Here is a 22,638-nt window from a genome sequence, read left to right as displayed (position 1 = left end):
AGCCGTAGTCTTGTTAAAAAGGCACTGTTGCGTTACGCTGGCGCCACGACCACCATCACACGAGGAGAGGACATGGCATCGATTTTCTATCTGCACGGCGGCCCGGGCCTGAGCGTCGCCATTGAAAGCACGCGCTTCCCGCAGGCGGAGCAGGTGCAGTGGTGGCAGCAGCCGCCGGCCGCGCCATGCGCCCAGCGGCCCTACCTGGATTTGCTGGAAGCGGCGCTGGCCGAGTTCCGCCGCAGCGCGCAGGCGCACGGTGCGCCGTTGACGGTGATGGCCAGCTCCTTCGGCGCGCACCTGGCGACCTACATCGCCAACCACGCGCCGGAAGCGGTGGCGCGCCTGGTGCTGCTGGCGCCGACCTACAATCCGGAGCAGGCCGCGCTGCGGCTGGCGCGCCGTGCGCTGGACGTCAATGCAGGCCACGCCGATGCGCCGAAAGTGCAGGCCGCGCTGGCCGCCTACGATGCGGCGCCGGGGCGGGCGAAGTTCTGGGAAGTGTTCGGCGTGCTGCAACTGCTGCCGGATGTGCCGTCGCTGTATTTCGGCCCGGACGCGGGCGATGCGCCGCGCCATTTCCTGGACGTGCTGCATCAGCCGGGCGCCTTCGACGGTCCGAGCTCGGTGGCGATCTCGGACGATTTCGCCGCCAGCTTCCAGGCGCCGGGGCGCAGCGCGTTCAACGGTCCGGTATCGATAGTCTTTGGCCGCCACGATCCGATGATCGACGCGGAGCATGACGGCGCTTTGTGGCGTGCGGTGTACCCGCAGGCCGTGTTCCGCACCGTCGACAGCGGCCACTTCCCGCTGCTCTAAAGCTCGGTCGAGGCCTGCCTGGCGTAGCGCCGCCGGACTGCCGTCAGCGCGAGAAGTGCGCGTCGATTTCTTCCAGCGTCTTGCCCTTGGTCTCGGGCAGCAGGAAGGTGGCGGTCAGGAAGTACAGCAGCGCACAGCCGGCGCCATAGAAGAACAGCGTGGCGTAGCCGTACTGGCCCACCGTCGGCAGGAACACGGCGGCGATCACCGTGGAGACGAACTGGTTGATCAGCAGCGCCACGCTCATGCCGTTGGAGCGGATACGGTTAGGCATCAGCTCCGACAGCGCCAGCCACACGCACACGCCCGGGCCGACGGCGAAACTGGCGACGAACAAACAGATCGCCAGCGCCACCTGCCAACCGTGCGTGGCCGGCGGCACCGCCGACAGGTGGGCCTGTTCTATGCGCAGCGGCGCGTTCGCGCCTTCGGCCGGATCGGCGAAGGGATTCAAGTGCAGGCGGCGGAAGAAGGCGCCGATCACACTGTCCGCCTGTACCGTGTCCTCGCGCGCCAGGCGCAGCTCCGGCAGCGCCGGATCGTCGCTGCGGCGGCTCTGCACATTGGTGAAGGGACCGTAGGAATAGGCCAGCGACAGCTGCATGGCCGCGCCGTCGCCGGCCGTGCCGCCCAGCGCCTGCAGCGTGGCCGGATCGAGGCGCAGCACCAGGCTGTCGCCCTGCGTGCGCGCCTGCAGCATGGCGCTGATGTCGGCCTGACCGCCCTCGACGCTGCGGAACAGCAGGCCCGCAGCCAGCAGCGCCACCACGATACCGCCGGTGCCGAGCATCATCAGGAACTTGCGGCCCTTGCGGTCCACCAGCACCACCGCCACCACCGTCATCACCGCGTTGAGCACCTTGAGCGCCACGTCGGCCATGTTGGCGGTGGCGCCGGGCAGGCCGGCCTGGTTCAGGATCGTCACCACATAGGCCAGGATGGAATTGATGCCGGTCGCCTGCGTCAGCGCCAGCACTAGGCAGGCCAGCAGGAAGGGCAGCACGTAGCGGCGGCTCAGCAGGCGGTCGCCGGCGCCGGCGTTGGCCGTTGCCGCCGGCGACAGCGCCAGTTCGATGTCGCGCAGCTCGGCCTCCGCCTCGGCGGCCGGGCGGGTGCGCAGCAGCGCGGCGCGGGCCTGCGCCGTGCGGCCCTTGCGCGCCAGCCAGCGCGGCGATTCCGACAGCAGCAGGCCGCCCAGCGTGAACACCAGGCCAGGCACCAGGCACACCCAGAAGATGCTGCGCCATGCATGGTCCTTGGCCGCGAACACGGCGGCCGCGCGCTGCGCTTCGGCCAGGCTTTGCGCCGCCGTTGTCGCGCTGTCGACCTCCTGCGCCTGGAACAGGCCGATCAGCGCCGCCGCCACCAGGCCGATGGTCAGCAGCAGCTGGAACAGCGCCGCGCCGCGCCCGCGATGGCGCGCATGCAGGCACTCGGCCAGGTACAGCGGCACCACCACGCCGATCAAGCCGCCGCTGATGCCTTGCAGCAGACGGCCCAGCATCAGCGGCAGGTAGCCGTCGGCCAGCGCGATCAGCGGTATGCTCAGCGTGAACAGCGCGCCGGCCAGCACCATCGCCGCGCGGCGGCCGACCAGGTCGGCCAGCGCACCGGCGAAGAGCGACGACAGCACGGATCCCAGCAGCACCGCCGCCACGATGAAGCCCAGCTGCTGCGCCGTCAGCTTCCACGCCACCGACGCCGTCGACTCCAGATAGGGCAGGGCGCCGGCGATGATGCCGACATCGATCCCGTACAGCAGGCCTCCCATGCCGGCAATGAACAGCAGGAAGCCCATGGCGCGATTGGGGGCGGTTGACAGGGTGGCTTGCATCGAAACTCCGGCTAGTGGGTGGAAAGATCGATGGCTTCGCCTTCAACGAAGACGGCCACCGGCTGCAGATCGGCGTTCAGGACTACGATGTCGGCCCAGGCGTCGGGCGCCAGGCGGCCGCGCTCGGACTCGCCGATGTAGTCGGCGGGGTAGAGCGACAAACGGTTGGAAGCGTCGGCCAGGTCCAGCCCGAGGCCGACGAAATTGCGCAGCGCCTGGTCCATGGTCAGCACCGAGCCGGCCAGCGAACCGGTGGCCAGCCGCACGCAGCCCAGGCATTTGTAGACGCGCTGGCTGCCCAGGCCATACTCGCCGTCCGGCATGCCGGTGGCCGAGGTGGCGTCGGTCACGCCGTACAGGCGCGGGATGGCGCGCAGCGCGGCGCGGATCGCGCCTTCATGCACGTGCTGCAGGTCGGGGATGATCTCGGCGTATTCGGCGTGCGCCAGCGCGGCGCCGGCGATGCCGGGATGGTAGTGGTTGAGCGCCGTCATGCCGTTGAACAGATGGGTGAAGCCGGCCGCGCCGGCGTTCAGCGCGGCCACGCCGTCCTCGTAGCTGCCGTTGCTGTGGCCCAGCTGCACGCGGATGCCCAGCTCCTTCAGCATCGGGATCAGCGCCAGGTGGCCATCCACTTCGGTGGCCAAGGTCAGCGCGCGGATCGGCGCCAGCTCGTGATAGCTGCGCACCAGCTCCAGGCTGGCCACCGCCACCGCGTCCGGCGGCTGCGCGCCGAGCCGGTGGATGCTGAGGAAGGGGCCTTCCAGGTGCACGCCCAGCATGCGCGCGCCGCCGGCTGGCCGTTCGGCGATCACGCCGGCCAGGCCCTTGAGCGCCCGGCGGATCGAATTGTCGGTGGCCGTCATGGTGGTGCCCAGCATGGCCGTGGTGCCGTGGCGCGCGTGGCTGCGCGCCACCGTGGCGCCGGCGTCGCCGCCCTGCATGATGTCGACGCCGGCGGCGCCGTGCACGTGCAGGTCGATGAAGCCGGGCAGGATGGTCAGGCCGCTGTCCGCTTGTGGGTCTGCCTGGATGGACTGGATGCGTCGGGTTTGCTCGCTGAAGGCGATACTGCCCGTGATCCAGCCTTGTGGGGTAAGGATTCTGCCGCTTAACACTGTTATTCCGCTATCAGGAGTTCGATGCCGGCTTCCAGCAGGCCGTCGCGGTATTCCGCGCTGATGCTGGCGTCGGTAATGACGGTGTGGACGCGGTCCAGCTGCACGATGCGGTGCAGGCTGACGCGCCCGAATTTGGAGGCGTCCGCGAGGACGATGATTTTCTTGGCCCGCTCCACCATCTTGTGATTCAGGCTGGCCTCGGCCTCGTGGTGGGTGGTGACGCCGAACTGCAGGTCGAAGCCGTCGACGCCGAGGAACAGCTTGTCGAAGCTGTAGGCCTGCAGACAGGCCTCGGCCTGCGTGCCCTGGATCGACAGCGACTGCTTGCGCAGCAGGCCGCCGGTCAGGATCAGGTCGACGCCGGGCGCGTCGGCCAGCTCCCAGGCGATGTTCAGGCCATTGGTCATCACCGTCACGTTCTGCGCCTCGCGCAGATGGCGGGCCAGCGAAATGGTGGTGGTGCCGGAATCGATGATGATGTTATCGCCCGGCTGCACCATGCGCGCGGCCCAGGCGCCGATACGCTCTTTCTGCTCGTGGTTCAGCGCATCCTTCTGCGGTATGGTCTGCTCCGGCGGCGGCATGCGCGTCAGCGTGGCGCCGCCGTGGCTGCGGGTGGCCAGCCCCTGCGACTCCAGCGCACTGAGGTCGCTGCGGATGGTGACGGCCGAAACGCCCAGCTGGTCCACCAGCGCGGCCACCTGGACCGCGCCATGTTGGGTAAGCGCCTGCAAGATGGAGGCGCGGCGTTGACTGGTATTTCGCATTGTTGTGGTGTCGATTCTACAAAAACGTCGAGCTTAACAGATCGCGGCCGCGCTGCCAGCAGGCGCCGTGTCATTTAGCGTGTTTAGCGCGGCGCGGGCGGCGTTGCGGTTGCAGGCGCGCGCATATTGCGCCAGCACGCGGCCGATTTTGTGCTCCAGCAGCGCGTCGGCGTTGGTGGCCAGGCGGCCTTGCAGCACCTCCAGATACTGCTCCGGCAGGTGTTGGCTCAGCAGCGACAGCGGAATCGTCAGCGCATCGAGGTTGGCGCACAGGCGTTCGACGGCGGCCGTGACACCTGGCTCGCCCCAGTAGTAGCGGCAACGGTCGCTCAGGCCATAGCGGCGCAGCAGGCGCTGTTCGGCGCTGCTGCCCGGGTAGTGCTTGGCCCAGTGCTTGGGTTGCGCCAGCATGGTCTCGTCCAGTAGCTGCATCAGGCGCGAGGCCTGGCCGGCCGGCACCAGCTCCTCTTCGATGCGGCACAGCGCCTGCAAGGCTTCGCGCAGCGCGAAGGTGGCGGCCGGGCCGACCTTGAGGATGGCGAAGTGGTCGCGCACCATCTCGTGCAGCGCCGATTCGCGCTGGTAGTCGGTGGAGTGGGCTTCGAACACCAGGCCGGGCTGGCCTGCCACGAAGGCCGACAGCTCGGTGGCCTGGGCCGCGTCGTAATGCTGGATCTGGCTGTGGTCGAAGTCGACGCCGGGCTGCACCACCATCGCGATCACGCGGCGCCATGCGCTGTGCAGCTCCATCGCGAAGAAGGCCAGGCGGTGCACGTCCAGCGTGCGCGCGGCGGCCTTGGGCGAGGTGACGGCGCCGGCCTGCGCCAGATTGGCTTCGCCGCCGGGAATCGGTACTTCGGTGCCGATCACGTACACCGGCGGCGGCAGGCCGGCCTGCTCGGCCGCCTGTTCCGCCACAGCGCACAAGCGCGCCGAGCGGGCCGCGATGGTTTCGTCGCTGAGGATCTGCGGATCGTCGGCGCAGCGCATGCTGCAATCGAGGTGGATCTTGTGGAAGCCCGCCGCCGCGTAGGCCGCGATCAGCGTCTCCGCGTGCTGCATGGCGGTGGCCGCGTCCAGACCCTGCCAGGCGTTGGGGCCGAGGTGGTCTCCGCCCAGCACCAGCCGCTCCAGCGGGAACTGCTCGCTCCTGGCCAGGTTGTGCACATAGTCGCGGAAGGCCGGCGGCGTCATGCCGGTATAGCCGCCGAACTGGTCGACCTGGTTGGAGGTGGCCTCCACCAGCAGCACCGTGTCGTAGTCGGCCGCCACGCGCATCGCCGCGCGCAGCACGCTCGGATGGCTGCAGCATACGCTGTACAGGCCCGCCGGTTCGCCGCGGCGGTGGGCGGCGATGATTTGCTGGACGGGGGACAGTGGTGGGGACAGGTCGGTAGTTTTCATGGGCTTAACGGGTGGTCAGTTGTTGACGGGCGAGCAGGGCGGCGCCGCGCGCGCCGCCGGCGTCGCCGAATTTCGGCGGCAGGATGGGCGGAACCAGCACGCCGGGGAACAGGTGGCGGCGCGTGGCCGCCGGCAGCTGCTCGTACAGGTGGGGCAGCTGCGACAGGCCGCCGCCCAGCACGATGGCGTGCGGGTCCAGCGTCAGCACCAGCGTGGCCAGCGCGTGGCCCAGCAGGTCGACGTGCAGCGCCATGGTCCTGGCGGCATCGGCCGAGCCGGCGCGCGCCTGCGCGACGATGGCGGCCGGCGTCAGGTCGCCGCCGCCGGAGTGGAGGTGCAGCTGCGTCATGCCGGGGCCGGACACATAGCGTTCCAGGCAGCCGCGCCGCCCGCAGGGGCAGCCGATCACCGGCAGATCGTATTGCGCCAGCAGCGCCGCCGGCAAAGGCCAGTGGCCCCATTCGCCGGCCACGCCGTTGGCGCCGCGCAGCAGTCGGCCGTCGACGCAATAGCCGCCGCCGGCGCCGGTGCCGATGATGGCGCCGAACATCGACGGCTGGCCGTCCGCCGCGCCGCCTTGCGCTTCCGACAGCGCGAAGCACTGGCAGTCGTTGCCGACGGCGACCGGGCGCTCCAGCGCCTCCTTCAGCGAGGCCACCACCGCGCGGCCGTTCAGCGCCGGCACGTTGGAGCTGAGCTGGCGGCCGGTGACGCTGTCGATCACGCCCGGCAGGCCGATGCCCACCGGCGCCTGCAAGCCCAGCGCCTTGTCGGCGCGGCCCACCAGGCCCTGGATCGCCAGCAGGAACTCGGCGAAATCGGTGCCCGGCGTGGCGATGCGTTCGCGGTGGGCTTCCTTCAGTTCATGGCCATCTTCGGCAAACGCCACCAGCTCGATCTTGCTGCCGCCGATGTCGATGCCGTGATAGCCGCGTGGTTCAGAATTCGTCATGGCGATAAATGGTGACGCCCTGGACGACCCGGTTGACGGTGCCGCCGGCGAATGGATTGTCGGGACGCAGTTGCAGCAGCGCCGACTGGTGCAGCGCGTACTGCTGCGCCATCAGCAGCCACAAGGGCGCCAGCCACGCGTCCGGCCAGGCCGGGGCGTCGATGGTGATGTCGGCGCCGGCGCCCACCGTCAGGCAGCGGCCCGCGACCTGGTCGCGTTGCAGCTCCAGCAGCAGGTCGTGCTCATAACGGCGCGACAGCGGATCGGCGCTGCGGAACAGCACCACCAGCGTCTCGGCGTTCAGCGCGGCCTTGGGGCCGTGGCGGAATCCGAGCGCACTGTTGGCCATCGCCAGCACGCTGCCGGCGGTCAGTTCGAGGATCTTCAGAGCCGCTTCTTTTGCCAGCGCCTCCAGCGGGCCGCTGCCCAGGTAGACCACGCGCGACACGCGCTGCGCGGCCAGCTCGGCCACCGGCGCCTGCCAGTCGGCCAGCGCGCGCTCGCCCAGCGCGGCCAGGGTGTCCAGGCGTTCCGGCTGGAAGTCGGGATCGAGCACGCACAACGCCGCCAGCAGCATGCAGGTGAAGCTGCTGGTCATGGCGAAGCCGCGGTCGCAACTGGCGGCCGGCATCATCAGGTTGAAGGTCTGCGCGTCCCCCGCGCCTTGCACGGCCAGTTCGCCGTCGGCGTTGCAGGTGATGTTGAGGAAGCGCGCGCTCGGCACCAGGTCGCGCACCAGCTGTACCGCCGCCGTGCTTTCCGGGCTGTTGCCGCTGCGGGCGAAGGACACCACCAGCGTCGGCGCCGTGCGTTCCAGGTAGAGCGCCGGGTGGGTCAGCAGGCTGGTGGTCGACAGGGCGCGCACCTGGCACGGCCAGGCGGCGTTGATTTCGTCGGCGATGATTTCGCCGACATAGGCCGAGCTGCCGGCGCCGGTGAGGATCACGCGTTGCTGCGGATTGCTCAGGGTGTCGCCGAGGAAGGCGGCGATGCGGCTTTTTTCGGCGGCGAGATGCGTCGCCAGTTCGCGCCACAGGGCGGGCTGGTGGACGATTTCTTCGGCGGTATCGAGGCCGCCGATATCGCGCCAGGCTTGGGGGGCACGCTGGAGTAGGTTGGTCATCGAAAGAATTTGTCTGGTTAAGTCAGGGAAAGAATAAGGTTTAATTTTCGAAATGTCAAATTCGAAAGTAAAAAGAAAGTTAGTTCGCCACGCTGCAGACCGCATCTGTACCACTTTCGCCACGTAAACGAAAGTTTATTATTCGATCAACTATCAATACGAAAGATTTTGCAAGCTATTTGAAATATTTTCCTTTGTTTTTGTTGACCGCGTTTGTTTTTATTCCTAGAGTAATTGCACCGCAACGCATTTTCTTTCGAAATAAGCAAACTATGAAACAGATTCCGGCACTTGCAGCCGCCTTGCTCTCCATCGCCAGCGCACCGCTGCTGGCCGCACCGATCGGCAACCTGCGCACCGTCACCGCCGGCCCTGGCCAGCAGTGGGATTTGGTCACGGATACCGGCGCCCATATACAGCTTAGTCTTCCGCGCGCCGATGTGCTGCATATTTGGGCCGGCCCCAAATCCGGCCTGACCGGCCCTGGCGACAAGGCCGCGCCCATCGTCGTCGCCACGCCGGCCGCCACGGTCGAACACACGGTCAGCGAGCAGGCCGACCATATCCTGATCCGCACGCCGGCACTGAGCCTGCGCATCGACCGCAAGCCGCTGCGTTTCAGCCTGTTCCGCACCGGCGACGCCCAGCCGCTGTGGCGCGAGATCCAGCCGCTGGAACTGGGCGACAAACAAACCGTGCAGACGCTGAGCAGCGACAAGGCCGAGCGCTTCTTCGGCGGCGGCCAGCAGAACGGCCGCTATGAGTTCAAGGGTCGGCAGCTGCAGGTATCGTACTCCGGCGGCTGGGAAGAGGGCGACCGCCCCAGCCCCGCACCGTTTTTGATGAGCTCACGCGGTTGGGGCGTGCTGCGCAACACCTGGTCCGACGGCAGCTACGATCTGCGCCAGAGCGACCAGATCTCGCTGGAGCATGACGAGGCCCGCTTCGACGCCTACTACTTCGTCGGCAAGGACGTGCGCGACGTGCTGGCCCGCTACACCGAGTGGACCGGCCGCGCGCGCATGCTGCCGCGCTGGGCGCTGGAATACGGCGACGCCGATTGCTACAACGACGGCGACAACGTCAAGAAGCCGGGCACCGTGCCCAAAGGCTGGACCGACGGCCCGACCGGCAAGACGCCGGACGTGATCGAGAGCGTGGCCCGCCAGTACCGCGAGCACGACATGCCGGGCGGCTGGATACTGCCCAACGACGGCTATGGCTGCGGCTATTCGGCGCTGCCGGAGACGGTGCAGGGCCTGGCCAAGTACGGCTTCCGCACCGGCCTGTGGACCGAGAACGGCGTCGAGAAAATGGCGTGGGAAGTCGGCACCGCCGGCACCCGCGTGCAAAAGCTGGACGTGGCGTGGACCGGCAAGGGCTATCAGTTCTCGCTGGACGCCAACAAGTCGGCCTACGACGGCATCTTGAACAACTCCGACGGCCGTCCTTTCATTTGGACCGTGATGGGCTGGGCCGGCACGCAGCGCTACGCCGTCACCTGGACCGGCGACCAGAGCGCGAGCTGGGACTACATCCGCTGGCACGTGCCGACGCTGATCGGCTCCGGCCTGTCGGGCCAGGCCTACGCCACCGGCGACGTCGACGCCATCTTCGGCGGCAGCCCGGAGACCTACACCCGCGATCTGCAGTGGAAGAGTTTTACGCCGGTGCTGATGGGGATGTCCGGCTGGGCCGCGGCCGAGCGCAAGCACCCGTGGTGGTTCGCCGACCCATACCGCAGCATCAACCGCCGCTACCTGAAACTGAAGATGCGCCTGACGCCATATATGTACACGCTGATGCGCGAGGCCGAGCAAAGCGGCGCGCCGCTGGTGCGCGGCCTGATGTGGGATAACCCGGACGATCCGGCCGCCTACACCGAAGCCTACAAGTATCAGTACCTGCTGGGCCGCGACCTGCTGGTGGCGCCGGTGTACCGCAGCCAGGCCGTCAGCCAGGGCTGGCGCCGCGCCATCCACCTGCCGCAAGGCCAGTGGTTCGATTACTGGGACGGCCGCCAGGCCACGGCCGGCAAGGGCGGGCGAGATATCGACCTGGCCGTCACGCTGGAGAAGCTGCCGGTGTTCGTGCGCGCCGGCGCCATCCTGCCGATGTATCCGGAGATGCTGTACGACGGCGAGAAGCCGAAGGACGTGCTGACGCTGGACCTGTATCCGCAAGGCGCTTCCGAGTTCACGCTGTATGAGGACGACGGCAACACCCGCAAATACCAGGACGGAGCCTTCAGCCAGCAGATGATCCGCATGAAGGCCGCCGCCAACGGCGTGCAGGTCGATGTGGAACCTGTAGTGGGCAGCTACGCCGGCCAGCCTGCGCGTCGCGCCTACCAGCTGCGCGTGTTGAGCCGCCAGCGTCCGGCCGCCGTCAGCACCGGCAACGCCGTGCTGCCGCCGCTGGCCGACCGCGCAGCCTTCGACGCCACCGCCGCAGGCTGGTACTTCGACGCCGCCGAACGACTGGGCACGCTGCACGTCAAGGCCGCCAGCCAGGACATCCGCCAGCCGCTGCGCTTCAACGTGCAGTCCGCAGCGACGCTGGTCGCCGACGACGCCTTCCCGACGGCGCCGGTGCTGGGCCGCGCCATCCCGGCCGACGCCATGATGGTGATGAACCGTCCGGCCGAGGAAAACGGCCACCCGCTGGAAAACGCCTTCGACAACAACCCGACTACCTGGTTCCGCACTGCGCGCAGCCCGGCGGTGCAGGGCGGCCCGCATGAATGGGTGATCGGCTTCACCGAGCGCCGCCTGGTCGACGGCATCGAACTCGCGCCGCGCAACGACCAGCACTGGCAGCACGGCCAGATCCGCGACTACGAGATCTACATGGGCGACAACAACGGCGACTGGGGCCAGCCGATCAAGCGCGGACAGCTGAAGCTTCAGCAGGGCGCGCAGACGATCAGCTTCCCGCCGGCGGCCGGCCGCCTGATGCGCTTCCGCGTCCTCAGCACGCAGAACCCCGAGGGCGACGGCGCCTCCGCCACCGATCCAATGGTGACGGCCGCCGCCACCCCGGCCGCGCGCGCCTTCAACGCCGCCGTGCCGAGCGAGGTGCAGCCGATCACGCTGTCCGAGTTCCACGTGATGGCCTACGAGCCGCCGGCCGGTGCGGAGCTCCAGCAATACCTGTCCGACCTGGCCTTGCCGAAGAACGTCAGCCGCGACAAGCCGGCCACGGGCAAGGAGATGCGCATGAACGGCCTGTGGTTCCGCAAGGGCCTGGGCGTGGGCGCAACCAGCCGCGTCGACCTGCAACTGACCGGCAACTGGAACCTGCTGCGCGCCGACCTGGGTGTGGACGACAGCTGCCGCAGCGCGGGCGGCCTGCAGTTCCAGGTCTGGAGCGGCGAGCGCCTGCTGTACGACAGCGGCCTGATTAACGCGCCGGCCGTCGTCAAGCCGGAAATCGATGTGCGTGGACTGAGTCAACTCAGCCTGCGCACCCTGGGCGCGCGCGGCAGCAAGCCGGCCCAGGTCTGCGGCAATTGGGCCAACGCGGTCCTGCTGGGCACAGAGGGCAGCACCGTCAAGCCGCGCTAACCCCCATCCAACGTTTCACAAAAAAGAGCCCCTCTCCGGACCGGGGAGGGACCCTTGCAGCCTCACGATAACAAACCACTGATAACAGGGAGACAATCATGCATATGAAAAAACTGGTGGCCGCGATGGTGGCGGTAGGTTTGGCCTCGACCGCGCTGGCCGCCGACGAGCAGGATGAGCAGGCGCAGAAAAGCGACAAGGACCAGAAGATCACGCGAGTCGAAGTCACCGGCTCCAGCCTGAAACGCATCAACGCCGAGACGGCGTCGCCGGTGCAGGTGATCGACGCCAAGCAGATCGAGAACATGGGAGCGCGCACGCTGCTGCAGGTGCTGGACAACCTGCCGGCGGCCCGTCCGTCGCAGCAGGACTTCCGCTCGATGTTCACCGGCTCCGACGGCGCCTCGCAGGCCAATCTGCGCGGCCTGGGCGCGCAGGGCACGCTGGTGCTGCTGAACGGCCGACGCCTGTCGTTCTACGGCGCGCCGGCCGGTTTCCAGACCATGTTCGTCAATATCGACGCCATCCCCGCAGCCGCCATCGAGCGCATGGAGGTGCTGACCGACGGCGCCTCGGCGGTCTACGGCTCCGACGCGGTGGCCGGCGTGATCAACGTCATCACGAAGAAAAGCTACCAGGGCCTGGAAGCGCGCGGCAGCGCCGACTTCTCGTCCAACGTCAAATCCTACGGCGAGCGCCAGGGCAACGTCATCTACGGCCTGGGCGACTTGAACAGCGACGGCTGGAACGTCTATGGCTCGATCAACCTCTATCAGCGCGACCGCATCGCGCTGGAAGACACCTACCTGAAGCGTCCCGACTACTTCTACGTCAACAACCCGACCTTTGTTTCGGGAATGCGCATCGGCGTCGGCAGCGAGCCGGGCGTGGTCAATCCGGGCACGCTGTTCGTCTTCGACAAAGCCAAGAACAACGCCCGCACCCAGCGCGCCGTCAACGGCTGCAACACCTCCATCACCGAGGCCTCTGGCACCCGCTGCGTGTGGAACACGCTGCCGTACCAGCTCGACACCGGCCCGACCTCCGATCGCGCCACTGGCTACCTGAGCGGCCGTGTGAAACTGGGCGGCGACCTGGAAGGCTTTGCCGAAGCAGCGTACACGCACATCAAGCTGCGCGGCGAGAACGGTCCGCGCAGCTTCAACAGCGGCAGCACCAGCAACTGGTTTGCCCGCAATACCGGCACCACGCTGAACACCTTCGTCAATCCCTACCTGGGCCCCAACAACGTCTACCTGAAGGGCAAGCTGGATGCGGACATGGCGGCCAAGATGGGCGGCGCCGCAGGCCTGAACTACATCATGCTCGACGCGCCGGGCCACTTCGGCCAGACCAACGAGGACAATAACTATCGCGCCCTGGTCGGCCTGCGCGGCACCATCGGCGGCGGCTGGGACTTCGAGACGGCGCTCAGCGTGGCGGGCAGCCATTCGACGCTGTACCAGACGATCAACATCAACACCGCAGGTTTCACCAAGGCGTTCGGCCCATTCACTACCGACCCGGCGACCGGACGTACCTACATCGCCGACAACCCGGCCTACAAGTTCGGCGAGATCAGCGATTCCAATTCCGCACTGCTGCGCGCCGCGTATCCGACCTTCGATATCCAGTCCTGGACCAAGCTGATTACCTGGGACGGCAAGGTCGAAGGCACCATCTTCAAACTGGGTGAACGCGAAGTGCGCGCCGCATTCGGCGTCAACCTGATGCGCGAGAGCTTCTACACCCCCGGCAATCCGGACGCGGCCAACGGCCTGATTACGCAGCAGGGCGGCTCCTGGTTCGACGGTCAGCGCAACGTCGCCGCAGTGTTCGGCGAGGTGGTGATCCCTGTCACCGACAAGCTGGAAGTCAACGCCGCCGCACGCCTGGACAAGTACCCGAACTTCGCCGCCAACCTGGCGCCGAAACTCGGCGTGCTGTGGCGCGCGCGTCCGGAGGTAATGGTGCGCGGCACCTACTCCGAAGGCTTCCGCGCGCCCAACCTGGCCGAATCGGGCAGCGGCGGCGTGTTCGCACAGGTGGGCGGCATCCGCGACACCGTGCGCTGCGACGAGACCAATGCGATCGCCAAGGTGCTGATGAAATCCATCTCGCCGGCGGAAGCGGAGCTGGGCAAGGGCCTGCTCAATTCGAACTGCTCGACCACGGTCGGCGGCCTGACGCCGCCGAATCCGTCGCTGCGTCCGGAGAAGGCCAAGATCTCGACCGCAGGCCTGGTGCTGCAGCCTGCCAAGGACGTCAGCGTCTCGGTGGACTACTGGTTCGCCTACCGCCGCAATGAAATCGTGCGCCAGGACTTCAACGAGCTGTTCACGCAACTGGTGGACAAGTACGGCCCTGGCTTGTCCGGCACCAGCGCCGCGATCCGCAACCCGATCACCGACGCCGATCGCGGCAACATGGCGGCGGTGGCCACCATGTGCGCCAATCCGGCCAATGCCGCAGCCTGCGCGGGCGGCGTACCGAAGTACTCAGTGGGCAATCTGGGCGGCTTGATCAACTCCTATTCGAACCGTGGCCGCACGCTGATCGACGGCGTCGACATCGATGCACGCACCCGCTTTTCGCTGGGCGATTGGGGCAAGTTGAACACCGGCGTAGCGGCCACCATCCGCCGCCGCGAGACCTACAACTCCGAAGACGGCACCGGCTTCACCGGCAACGTCGTCGGCTTCTACGACTCGCCTCGGGTGCGCGCCACCCTCAATGCCGACTGGGCTTACCGTAGCTTCATCACCAGTGTGTTCGTCAACTACACCGGCAAGACCAAATGGGCATACGGTCCTTGGGACAAGGACAACACGCCTGAAAAATGCACCGCGGCCTCGGTCGCGCTGCCGTCCGATCTGTGCGGCGGTGCGCCGTCGTACTACACGGTCAACCTGGGCCTGAACTGGAAACCGATGAAGAACCTGGATGTGGGCCTGAACATCAAGAACCTGCTGAACAAGCAGCCTACCTACGACCCGAACGGCTGGGAAGGCTACAACCACAGCCAGAACCTGTTCGGCCGCATGTACTCGTTCTCGGCCAGCTACAAGTTCTTCTGATCCGCGCTAAAACAACAACAGGAGGAGCAGCATGCAACACCAACGATTCAAGCCGCGCCACAGCGTCATCCGCCAGGCGACGGCAATACTCATCGCGCTGACGGTGGCCGGCAGCGGCGGCCAGGCCTGGGCGCAGTCCAACGCCACGGCCACCATCTTCGGCGAAGTGCAGTCGCCGGCCGGCGCCACCGTGGTGCTGGAAAACCTGGCCACCGGCGCGCAGCGTACGCTGACGCCGGATGCGTCGGGCCGCTACATCGCCAACTCGATGCCGCCGGGCCGCTATGCGGCGCGTGTGGTGCGCGGCGGTACCGTGCAGGCTACGCAGGAAATTGAAGCGTTGGTGGGTGGCGGCGCGGAGGTCAACTTCGCCGCCGCCGTCGATGCTGCCGCCACCGTTGTGGTGCGCGGCGCCCGCACGCTGATCGACGTCTCCAGCACCAACAACGGCGTCGTCTTCACCGCCAGGGAGCTGAAGGCGCTGCCGGTGGCCAACGACATCGCAGCGGTGGTGCAGCTGACGCCGGGCGTGGCGCGCGGTACCAACTCGCAGTATGGCAGCGCGCCGCAGATCGGCGGTTCCGGCCAGTCGGAGAACGCGTTCTATGTGAACGGCTTCCCGATCACGAACATCCTGACCCAGGTTGGCGCGTCCGAGCTGCCGTTCGGCGCCATCTCCAACATGCAGGTGCTGACCGGCGGCTATGGCTCGGAGTTCGGCCGTTCCACCGGCGGCGTGGTCAACATCACCACCAAGAGCGGCGGCAACAAGTTCGAATTCGGCGGCAAGCTGTCGACCCTTCCGCGTGGCTTGAAGGGCACCACCGCCAATACCTACTTCCCCAACACCGGCGCCAACCCCAAGACCGACGGCAAGCTGCTGTACGCGAACCAGGACAACGGCAGCACCAGCAAGACCATCGGCCTGTATGGCAGCGGCCCGCTGATCAGGAACAAGCTGTTCGCCTTCGTCGCGCTGGAGCGCACCAAGTCCGACAGCCAGTCGGTCGGCGCCTCCACCGAGACCAAGGCTTCCGACTTGCGCACCGGCTGGGCCACCAGCAACACGGAAGTGAACCGCTACCTGGCCAAGATCGATTACAACCTGGCCGAAGACCATCACCTCGAATACACCAAGCTGTACGACCGCACCACCACGCGCAGCCAGGCCTACGGCTACAGCTACGCGACGCAGTCGAGCACCGGCGTGCCGGGCGGCAGCGGCGAAACCACCATCAATTGCTGCGGCGCCGCTTCCGCGCCAGGCGCCGACATCGATGTGCTGAAGTACACCGGCTACCTGACCGACAACCTGACCGTGACCGCCTTGTACGGAAAGTCGCGCACCATCCACCGCCGCTCGCCGGAAGGCTACGATCCGTCGCTGCCGCAGATCTCCAGCACCACGGCGGTGCAGGTGCCGGGCCTGAACTATCCGAGCCCGCAGACCGTTACCGGCAACCTGGTCGATCCGAACTCCGGCGACGAGCAAAAAGGCAAGCGGCTGGACGTCGAATATCGCCTCGGCAGCCACTCGCTGCGCGCCGGTATCGACCGCATCGACGTCGATTCGCGCGTCGGCCTGGGCCTGGCCGGCGGCTACCGCTGGTCCTACCACAAGGATGCGCCGAACGCGCAGATCAACGGCGCCAACCAGACCTTGGCGCAGGGCGGCGGCTTCGGCACGCAGGGCTACTACGTCAGCCGCGATTACTACAGCAACCTTGCGCATCCGACCAGCGAACAGTCGGCGCAATACATCCAGGACCACTACCAGATCACCGACCGCGTGCTGCTGGACCTGGGCCTGCGCCGCGAGCAGTTCACCAACTACACCAGCAACGGCGACGCCTTCATCTCGCAACGCAATATGATCGCGCCGCGCGTCAGCGCCAGCTGGGACTACAACGGCGACGGCTCGCTCAAGCTGTCCTTCAACGCCGGCCGCTATCACCTGCCGGTGCCGTCCAACCTGTCGAGCAATATGGCGGCGCCGTTCACCTCCACCAGCGAGTTCTTCACCTACACCGGTGTCGATCCGGCCACCGGTGCGCCGACCGGCCTGCACGCGCTGGGCACCAAGCCGTATTCCGCCAACAACGCCTACGGCCAAAGCCGCGACGCGCGCGAAGTCACCGCCATCGGCCTGAAGCCGCTGTCGCAGGACGAGTTTGCGTTCGGGCTGGAGAAAGCCTTCAACAAGAAACTGGTGGCCGGCGCCAGCTTCCTGTACCGTCGTCTGAACGATACCAACGACGACAGCTGCGACCAGCGTCCGATCGACGCCTGGGCCACCGCCAACAAGGTCGATACCAGCAACTGGGGCGGCTTCCAGTGCGCGATCATCAATCCGGGCCGCGACAACGCGCTGTGGATCGACTTCGCCGACGGCAAAGGACTGCGCCGCGTCGACATCTCGGCGGCCCAGTGGGGCAACCCGAAACCGGAGCGCACCTACCGCGCGCTGAACCTGTTCGTCGAGCACCCGTTCAGCAATGGCTGGTACGGCAAGGTCACTTACACGCTGTCCGCGCTCAAGGGCAATATGGAAGGGCAGACCGATACCATCGGCGGCGGCGACGTCGGCCTGACCGTCAGCGACGACCACAAGGAACTGATGTACAACGCCTATGGCTATCTGCCGGGCGACCACCGGCATGCGATCAAGGCGTATGGCTTCATGCAGGTGCTGCCGGAGCTGACCGTCGGCGGCAACCTGGCGTTGACATCGGGCGCTCCGCGCAACTGCATCGGCAACCTGCCCGACAACCTGCGCTTCGCGAACGACTACAACTCGGCCTACTTCTACTGCAAGGGCGTGGCAACCCCGCGTGGCAGCCAGGGACGTTTGCCATGGCAGGCGCAGCTCGACCTGAACCTGGCCTACACGCCGCGCTACGCCAAGGGCCTGAGCCTGAAGGTCGATGTGTTCAACGTCTTCGACCGCCAGACCACGACCCGCTACAACGAGACCTACAACGATGGCAGCGGCATCTCGCGCAACTACCTGCAAGTGGCGGGCCGCACGTCGCCGCGCTCGGTGCGTCTGACCGCCGAATACGAGTTCTGATGTTCAACCTGAGGAGAGCATGATGAAACAGCAAAGTTTTTTCCTGGTTTGTGCGGCATGGATGTTGAGCGCTTGCGGCGGTACGTCCGCCGACGGGCAGGGTACGCAGACCGCCGCCAAGGTGGTGATGGGAGGGCCATCGGCCAGCGTGGCCGCCGCCAGCTCGAAGACGGTGGCGCTGGCTGGTAACGCCTTCATCACCAGCGCGCCCGCCGATGCGGAAGAAGAGATCAACGGCAACGGCCTTGCCAACTGGAGCAACCCAGCCACCGTCACCAGCGCTTACTTCCGCATGGCGACAGCCGGCCAGGTCACGCTGGGCCTGGACGCCAGGCTGGCCGGCAGCAGCAACAGCACCATACGCGTCACCGTCAACGGCACGCCGTTCCTGGTCAAGCTGTCGGTCAACGGCGCCAGGACTTATCCGGTCGGCACAGTCAACGTCGCCGCGCCGGGCTATGTGAAGGTCGATCTGCAGGGTGTAAGCAAGGACGGCGGCTACTTCGGCGACGTTTCGGCGCTGCGCGTGACCACCAGCGCCACCATCAACTACGCCAACGATCCGGATAACTACTACTGGTCGCGGCGCGGACCGTCGGTCCATATGGGCTACACCACGCCGGCCAACACCGAGTACTTCTACAACGAGGTGACGGTGCCTGCGGGGCAGGACCCGGAAGGCTCCTACTACATGGCCAACGGCTTCGGCCAGGGCTACTTCGGCATCCAGGTAAAGTCGCCGAGCGAGCGCTGGGTGCTGTTCTCGGTGTGGGATCCTGATGGCGGCGGCAAGACCTCGCTGGTCAAGAAGGGCGCGGGCGTGGTGGACAACAGCTTCGGAGGCGAAGGCACCGGCGGCCAGTCCTACCTGAGCTACAACTGGATCACCGGGAACACCTACCGCTTCATCACCCGCGCGCGGCCGGACGGCGCCGGCGCCACCGACTACTCGGCGTGGTTCTACGCTCCGGAGCTGGGCGTGTGGCGCTTCATCGCCACCTGGAAGCGTCCCGCCACGACCACGTATCTGACCGGAGCCTACTCCTTCCTGGAGAACTTCATCGATACCAAGGGCTATACTGGACGGCGTGTATCGTTCGGCAACCAGTGGGCGCGCAATGTATCGGGCGCCTGGACCGAAGTGACGAAGGCCCGCTTCACCGGCGACGCCACCGTCACCAACGTCCAGCGCATGGACTACGCCGGCGGCCTGGATAAAGGCCAGTTCTACCTGCGTAACGGCGGCTTCTTCGGCGACTACGTGCCGGTGAACCAGAACTTCACCCGCGCCGCCACCGGCCAGCAACCGGCCGTGGACGTTGCCACGCTGCCGCAGCAATAAAAAGAATTTTAAAAGGAGCACCATGAAATCAGCTTTTAATCGACGAGACTTCCTCACCGCCGGCGCGGCTTTCGCCGGCAGCCTGATGCTGCCCACGGCCTTTGCCGCCACCCGCGAGCGGGTACGCATCGGCATGATCGGCACCGGCATGCGCGGCCAGGTGCTGTTGCAGGAACTGCTGCGCCGCGACGACGTGGAAGTCGTCGCGCTGTGCGACATCGAACCTATCATGCTGGGCCGCGCGCTCAAGCAGGTGGAGAAGTTCGGCAAGGCCAAGCCGAAGACCTTCGGCGAGGACCGCGATCCGCAAGCCTACAAGCGCATGCTGGACGCCGGCACGCTGGACGGCGTGATCATCGCCACGCCGTGGGAATGGCATGCGCAGATGGCCATCGCCGCCATGCAGGCCAAGGTGCCTGTCGGTTGCGAGGTGGTGGCCGGCGTGACGCTGCAGGACCACTGGGATGTGCTCAACACGCAGCTCAAGACCGGCACGCCGTATATGCTGCTGGAGAACGTGTGCTTCCGCCGCGACGTGATGGCGGTGCTGCAGATGGTGCGTTCCGGCTTGTTCGGAGAGCTGATCCACCTGCAGGGCGGCTACCAGCACGACCTGCGCGCGGTGAAGTTCAACAGCGGCGATCCGGCCAAGCCGTATGGCGGCGGCGTGGAGTTCGGCGCCAAGGGCTGGTCGGAGGCCAAGTGGCGCACCGAGCATTCGGTGCAGCGCAACGGCGAGCTGTATCCAAGCCACGGCATCGGCCCGTGCGCGATGTACACCAACATCAACCGCGGCAACCGCTTCACGCGCATCAACAGCTTCGCCACCAAGGCGCGCGGCCTGCACGACTACATCGTCAAGCAGCCGGGCGGCGCGGCCAGCCCGAATGCGAAGACGCAGTTCAAGCTGGGCGACGTCGTCACCACCACGCTGGCCTGCGAGAACGGCGAGACCATCCTGCTGCAGCACGATACCTCGCTGCCGCGCCCTTATTCATTGGGCTTCCGCGTGCAAGGCACCGACGGCCTGTGGATGGACGTGAACAATTCCATCCACATCGAAGGCAAGAGCAAGCCGCACCAGTGGGAGGACTTCCAGGCCTACCAGGACAAGTACGACCATCCGCTGTGGCGCAAATACGCCAAGGACGCTGAGGGCGCGGGCCACGGCGGCATGGACTTCTTCGTCATCCAGTCCTTCATCGAAGCGCTGAAGGCGAGGGCGCCGATGCCGATCGATATCTACGACGCGGTGACGTGGAGCGCCATCACGCCGCTGTCGGAGCAGTCGATCGCGCAGAACTTCCAGACGCTGGACTTCCCCGACTTTACGGCCGGGGCCTGGAAGACGCGCAAGCCGATCTTCGCGCTATAGGCGAGCCCGGCGATTAAGTCGCCGCAAATTGTTTTAAAAGAATGCTTTCCATTAGGAAATTTCAAAATGATATAATGTTTTGATAATTATCTTTTGGAAAGTAATGCATGCGTTCTCTGGTAGTAATCTTCTTTAGTTCCCTGGCATTGGCTGCTTGCGGAGGAGGTGGCGGCACCGCTGTCGGCGCCGCCACTCAAACCTCGCCTGCGGTTACACCTTCGCCGCAAATCGTACAAACGAGTACAGTCCCCATGCCCTCGCAGGGCGACTATTACACATACCGCACCAACTTCGGCAGGACTCTGGCCGGAAAGACCCGCACCGACGCCACCGGCCTTTACACCAAAAGTTATTCGGACTTCGATCTTTCTGGAAATATGATCACCACCTTCGGCGATTCGGAGTTCCACTATGAGGTGAGCGCGGTCGTTGCCGGCGCTGGCATTAATGGCGGCAACGAGGTGGGCGCACAGGGTTGTGAGTATCGTTACTCACCAACCTGGTATGAGATTCCAGCCACCGTTACGGTAGGCATGGCGTGGCAAAATGCCGCGTCCAAAGCCAACGCGAATTCCAGTTGCGCGCAGAGTAACCTGCCGGTAACGGTCAGCGTCAAGGGGAGTGCAGTGGGCACCGAAACCATCGATGTGGCGGCCGGCAGATTCGATACGATCAAGCTGGTCTATCAGACGATCTGGGTGCTAAAAAAATCCACGCAGGTCAACGATGTTAGCTGCTGGCGGGATGTCGTCTCCGGCATGAACGTCAAGTGCGTCGCCGATATCAGCACTACGCCGAGCGGTGCTAACGGCGCGACGACTAAAGCCACGCGTACTGACGAATTGCTGGGCTACGCCACTGCCGCCACTGGCCGAAGAAAGGATGTTGTTGAGCGTTTTGCGGGGACCTGGACCGATGTTATGTTGCAAAGCACGACCGCTAACGACTGCGTTTTCGATATCGGTGCCACTGGAAAGTTCAACGCCACTTGTTCGTCGATTGTCAGCGGCAACATTACGGTTCCGATCAGCGGCAGTGTGAACGCGTCAGGAGAGCTTAGCCTGACGATAGATGGTCAGGACTTCTCTGGCAAGGGAGCGGACGGGCTTCAATTTTCCGGTCAGTCCAAGGCCGGAAACAGGGTGAACTTCTCGCATCGTTAGCTCTTGCCGCTGAATAGGGCTCCATTAAGTTACAATCTGCTGCGCCATAACCCAGCAGATTGACCCTACATGCCATCACGCCGCCTTTCCCTTGTCGCTTTAACCATCTTTGCCGCAGCCGCAGTCGTCGGCTGCAAGACCAATCCGGTGATCGAAACGCCGGCGCCGCCGCCGCTGGCGGTGCCGGAGCCTCTTCCTCCCAAGAAGATCAAGATCGGCCTGGCGCTGGGCGGCGGGGCGGCGCGCGGCTTCGCGCACATCGGCGTGATCAAGGCGCTGGAGGCGCAGGGCATCTACGCGGACATCGTGGTCGGCACCAGTGCCGGCTCGGTGGTCGGCGCGCTGTACGCGGCCGGGAACACCGGCTTCCAGTTGCAGAAGCTGGCGATGGACATGGACGAAGCGGCGATCTCCGACTGGGCCGTGCCGCTGTTCGGCAAGAGCTCCGGCGTGCTCAAAGGCGAGGCGCTGCAAACCTACGTCAACAAGGCGGTCAACAACCAGCCGATGGAAAAGCTGAAGATACCGTTCGGCGCCGTGGCCTCGGACTTGAAGACCGGCCAGCCGATCCTGTTCCAGCGCGGGAATACGGGGATGGCGGTGCGGGCGTCGTCGTCGGTGCCTGGCGTGTTCCAGCCGGTGGTGATCAACAACCGTTCGTATGTGGATGGCGGCCTGGTGGCGCCGGTGCCGGTGCGCTTCGCGCGCGACATGGGCGCGGACTTTGTCATCGCCGTCAACATCTCGACCCAGGCCGATGTGCAGGCCACCGTCAGCTCGCTCGACGTCATCATGCAGACCTTCAGCATCATGGGCCAGCGCATCAACCAGTATGAGTTGAAGGATGCGGACGTGGTGATCGCGCCTAGCCTGGGCAAGATGGCGGGCAACGACTTCGCCGGCCGCAACCAGGCCATCCTGGCGGGCGAGCAGGCCGCCGCGCAGGTGATGGCGCAGATCAAACAGAAACTGGAAGCCAAGCGCAGACCGTAGCAGTACAATATCCGGTCCAATAATAAGGAAGA

General features: G+C 66.1%; 14 protein-coding genes. 8 read left to right on the top strand and 6 right to left on the bottom strand.

Annotated features, from left to right (window positions below):
• Window positions 1-72 precede the first annotated feature (72 nt).
• Window positions 73-819, top strand: coding sequence for an alpha/beta fold hydrolase (locus DUGA2_RS11855; protein ID WP_070269474.1), 747 nt, complete (start codon window positions 73-75; stop codon window positions 817-819).
• 43 nt (window positions 820-862) lie between these two features.
• Here DUGA2_RS11855 and DUGA2_RS11850 read toward each other — a convergent pair whose 3' ends face one another.
• Genes DUGA2_RS11850 through DUGA2_RS11825 form a run of 6 tightly spaced genes read right to left on the bottom strand, consistent with a single transcriptional unit; the run spans window position 863 to window position 8,020 of the window.
• Window positions 863-2,653, bottom strand: coding sequence for an MFS transporter (locus DUGA2_RS11850; RefSeq protein WP_070269473.1), 1,791 nt, complete (start codon window positions 2,651-2,653; stop codon window positions 863-865).
• A gap of 11 nt (window positions 2,654-2,664) precedes the next feature.
• The gene (locus tag DUGA2_RS11845) at window positions 2,665-3,771 is read right to left on the bottom strand and encodes an N-acetylglucosamine-6-phosphate deacetylase (protein WP_070269472.1); all 1,107 of its coding nucleotides are present in this window, start codon (window positions 3,769-3,771) and stop codon (window positions 2,665-2,667) included.
• A 2-nt stretch (window positions 3,772-3,773) separates the two neighbouring features.
• Window positions 3,774-4,541 (bottom strand): DeoR family transcriptional regulator, encoded by a 768-nt coding sequence (locus DUGA2_RS11840; RefSeq protein WP_070269471.1) that lies wholly within the window; start codon window positions 4,539-4,541, stop codon window positions 3,774-3,776.
• A 33-nt stretch (window positions 4,542-4,574) separates the two neighbouring features.
• The gene (locus DUGA2_RS11835) at window positions 4,575-5,945 is read right to left on the bottom strand and encodes a D-tagatose-bisphosphate aldolase, class II, non-catalytic subunit (protein WP_210402554.1); all 1,371 of its coding nucleotides are present in this window, start codon (window positions 5,943-5,945) and stop codon (window positions 4,575-4,577) included.
• 4 nt (window positions 5,946-5,949) lie between these two features.
• A complete protein-coding gene (locus DUGA2_RS11830) occupies window positions 5,950-6,897 on the bottom strand; it encodes an ROK family protein (RefSeq protein WP_070269470.1) in 948 nt (315 codons plus the stop codon).
• Entirely contained in the window at window positions 6,884-8,020 is a 1,137-nt protein-coding gene (locus DUGA2_RS11825) for an SIS domain-containing protein (RefSeq protein ID WP_070269469.1), read from the bottom strand. Before DUGA2_RS11825 ends, DUGA2_RS11830 begins: the two co-directional genes overlap by 14 nt.
• A gap of 272 nt (window positions 8,021-8,292) precedes the next feature.
• Here DUGA2_RS11825 and DUGA2_RS11820 point away from each other — a divergent pair, with 272 nt between their 5' ends.
• From DUGA2_RS11820 to DUGA2_RS11790, 7 genes are all read left to right on the top strand, one after another.
• Entirely contained in the window at window positions 8,293-11,586 is a 3,294-nt protein-coding gene (locus tag DUGA2_RS11820) for a TIM-barrel domain-containing protein (protein ID WP_070269468.1), read from the top strand.
• Between the two features lie 98 nt (window positions 11,587-11,684).
• On the top strand, window positions 11,685-14,663 hold the full coding sequence (locus DUGA2_RS11815) for a TonB-dependent siderophore receptor (RefSeq protein ID WP_070269467.1): 2,979 nt from the start codon (window positions 11,685-11,687) through the stop codon (window positions 14,661-14,663).
• 31 nt (window positions 14,664-14,694) lie between these two features.
• On the top strand, window positions 14,695-17,733 hold the full coding sequence (locus tag DUGA2_RS11810) for a TonB-dependent receptor plug domain-containing protein (RefSeq protein ID WP_070269466.1): 3,039 nt from the start codon (window positions 14,695-14,697) through the stop codon (window positions 17,731-17,733).
• A gap of 19 nt (window positions 17,734-17,752) precedes the next feature.
• Window positions 17,753-19,075, top strand: coding sequence for a DUF3472 domain-containing protein (locus DUGA2_RS11805; protein ID WP_229214668.1), 1,323 nt, complete (start codon window positions 17,753-17,755; stop codon window positions 19,073-19,075).
• A 22-nt stretch (window positions 19,076-19,097) separates the two neighbouring features.
• Entirely contained in the window at window positions 19,098-20,450 is a 1,353-nt protein-coding gene (locus tag DUGA2_RS11800; RefSeq protein ID WP_070269465.1) for a Gfo/Idh/MocA family protein, read from the top strand.
• A gap of 107 nt (window positions 20,451-20,557) precedes the next feature.
• Complete coding sequence (locus tag DUGA2_RS11795; protein WP_141753241.1) at window positions 20,558-21,613, top strand: hypothetical protein; 1,056 nt, start codon at window positions 20,558-20,560, stop codon at window positions 21,611-21,613.
• Between the two features lie 69 nt (window positions 21,614-21,682).
• Window positions 21,683-22,606, top strand: coding sequence for a patatin-like phospholipase family protein (locus DUGA2_RS11790; RefSeq protein WP_070269463.1), 924 nt, complete (start codon window positions 21,683-21,685; stop codon window positions 22,604-22,606).
• The last annotated feature ends 32 nt before the right edge of the window (window positions 22,607-22,638 follow it).

The sequence above is a fragment of the Duganella sp. HH101 genome, from assembly GCF_001758795.1.
In the GTDB taxonomy this organism is placed as follows: Bacteria; Pseudomonadota; Gammaproteobacteria; order Burkholderiales; family Burkholderiaceae_D; genus Rugamonas; species Rugamonas rivuli.
This window is presented reverse-complemented; position numbering and strand designations above follow the sequence as displayed.

Excerpts from the sequence above, each read along its gene's own strand:
- DUGA2_RS11825 (WP_070269469.1), bottom strand. The coding sequence starts at position 8,020 with ATGACCAACCTACTCCAGCGTGCCCCCCAAGCCTGGCGCGATATCGGC.
- DUGA2_RS11795 (WP_141753241.1), top strand. The coding sequence starts at position 20,558 with ATGCGTTCTCTGGTAGTAATCTTCTTTAGTTCCCTGGCATTGGCTGCT.
- DUGA2_RS11840 (WP_070269471.1), bottom strand. The coding sequence starts at position 4,541 with ATGCGAAATACCAGTCAACGCCGCGCCTCCATCTTGCAGGCGCTTACC.
- DUGA2_RS11830 (WP_070269470.1), bottom strand. The coding sequence starts at position 6,897 with ATGACGAATTCTGAACCACGCGGCTATCACGGCATCGACATCGGCGGC.
- DUGA2_RS11810 (WP_070269466.1), top strand. The coding sequence starts at position 14,695 with ATGCAACACCAACGATTCAAGCCGCGCCACAGCGTCATCCGCCAGGCG.
- DUGA2_RS11835 (WP_210402554.1), bottom strand. The coding sequence starts at position 5,945 with ATGAAAACTACCGACCTGTCCCCACCACTGTCCCCCGTCCAGCAAATC.
- DUGA2_RS11805 (WP_229214668.1), top strand. The coding sequence starts at position 17,753 with ATGATGAAACAGCAAAGTTTTTTCCTGGTTTGTGCGGCATGGATGTTG.
- DUGA2_RS11800 (WP_070269465.1), top strand. The coding sequence starts at position 19,098 with ATGAAATCAGCTTTTAATCGACGAGACTTCCTCACCGCCGGCGCGGCT.
- DUGA2_RS11850 (WP_070269473.1), bottom strand. The coding sequence starts at position 2,653 with ATGCAAGCCACCCTGTCAACCGCCCCCAATCGCGCCATGGGCTTCCTG.
- DUGA2_RS11855 (WP_070269474.1), top strand. The coding sequence starts at position 73 with ATGGCATCGATTTTCTATCTGCACGGCGGCCCGGGCCTGAGCGTCGCC.
- DUGA2_RS11815 (WP_070269467.1), top strand. The coding sequence starts at position 11,685 with ATGCATATGAAAAAACTGGTGGCCGCGATGGTGGCGGTAGGTTTGGCC.
- DUGA2_RS11820 (WP_070269468.1), top strand. The coding sequence starts at position 8,293 with ATGAAACAGATTCCGGCACTTGCAGCCGCCTTGCTCTCCATCGCCAGC.
- DUGA2_RS11790 (WP_070269463.1), top strand. The coding sequence starts at position 21,683 with ATGCCATCACGCCGCCTTTCCCTTGTCGCTTTAACCATCTTTGCCGCA.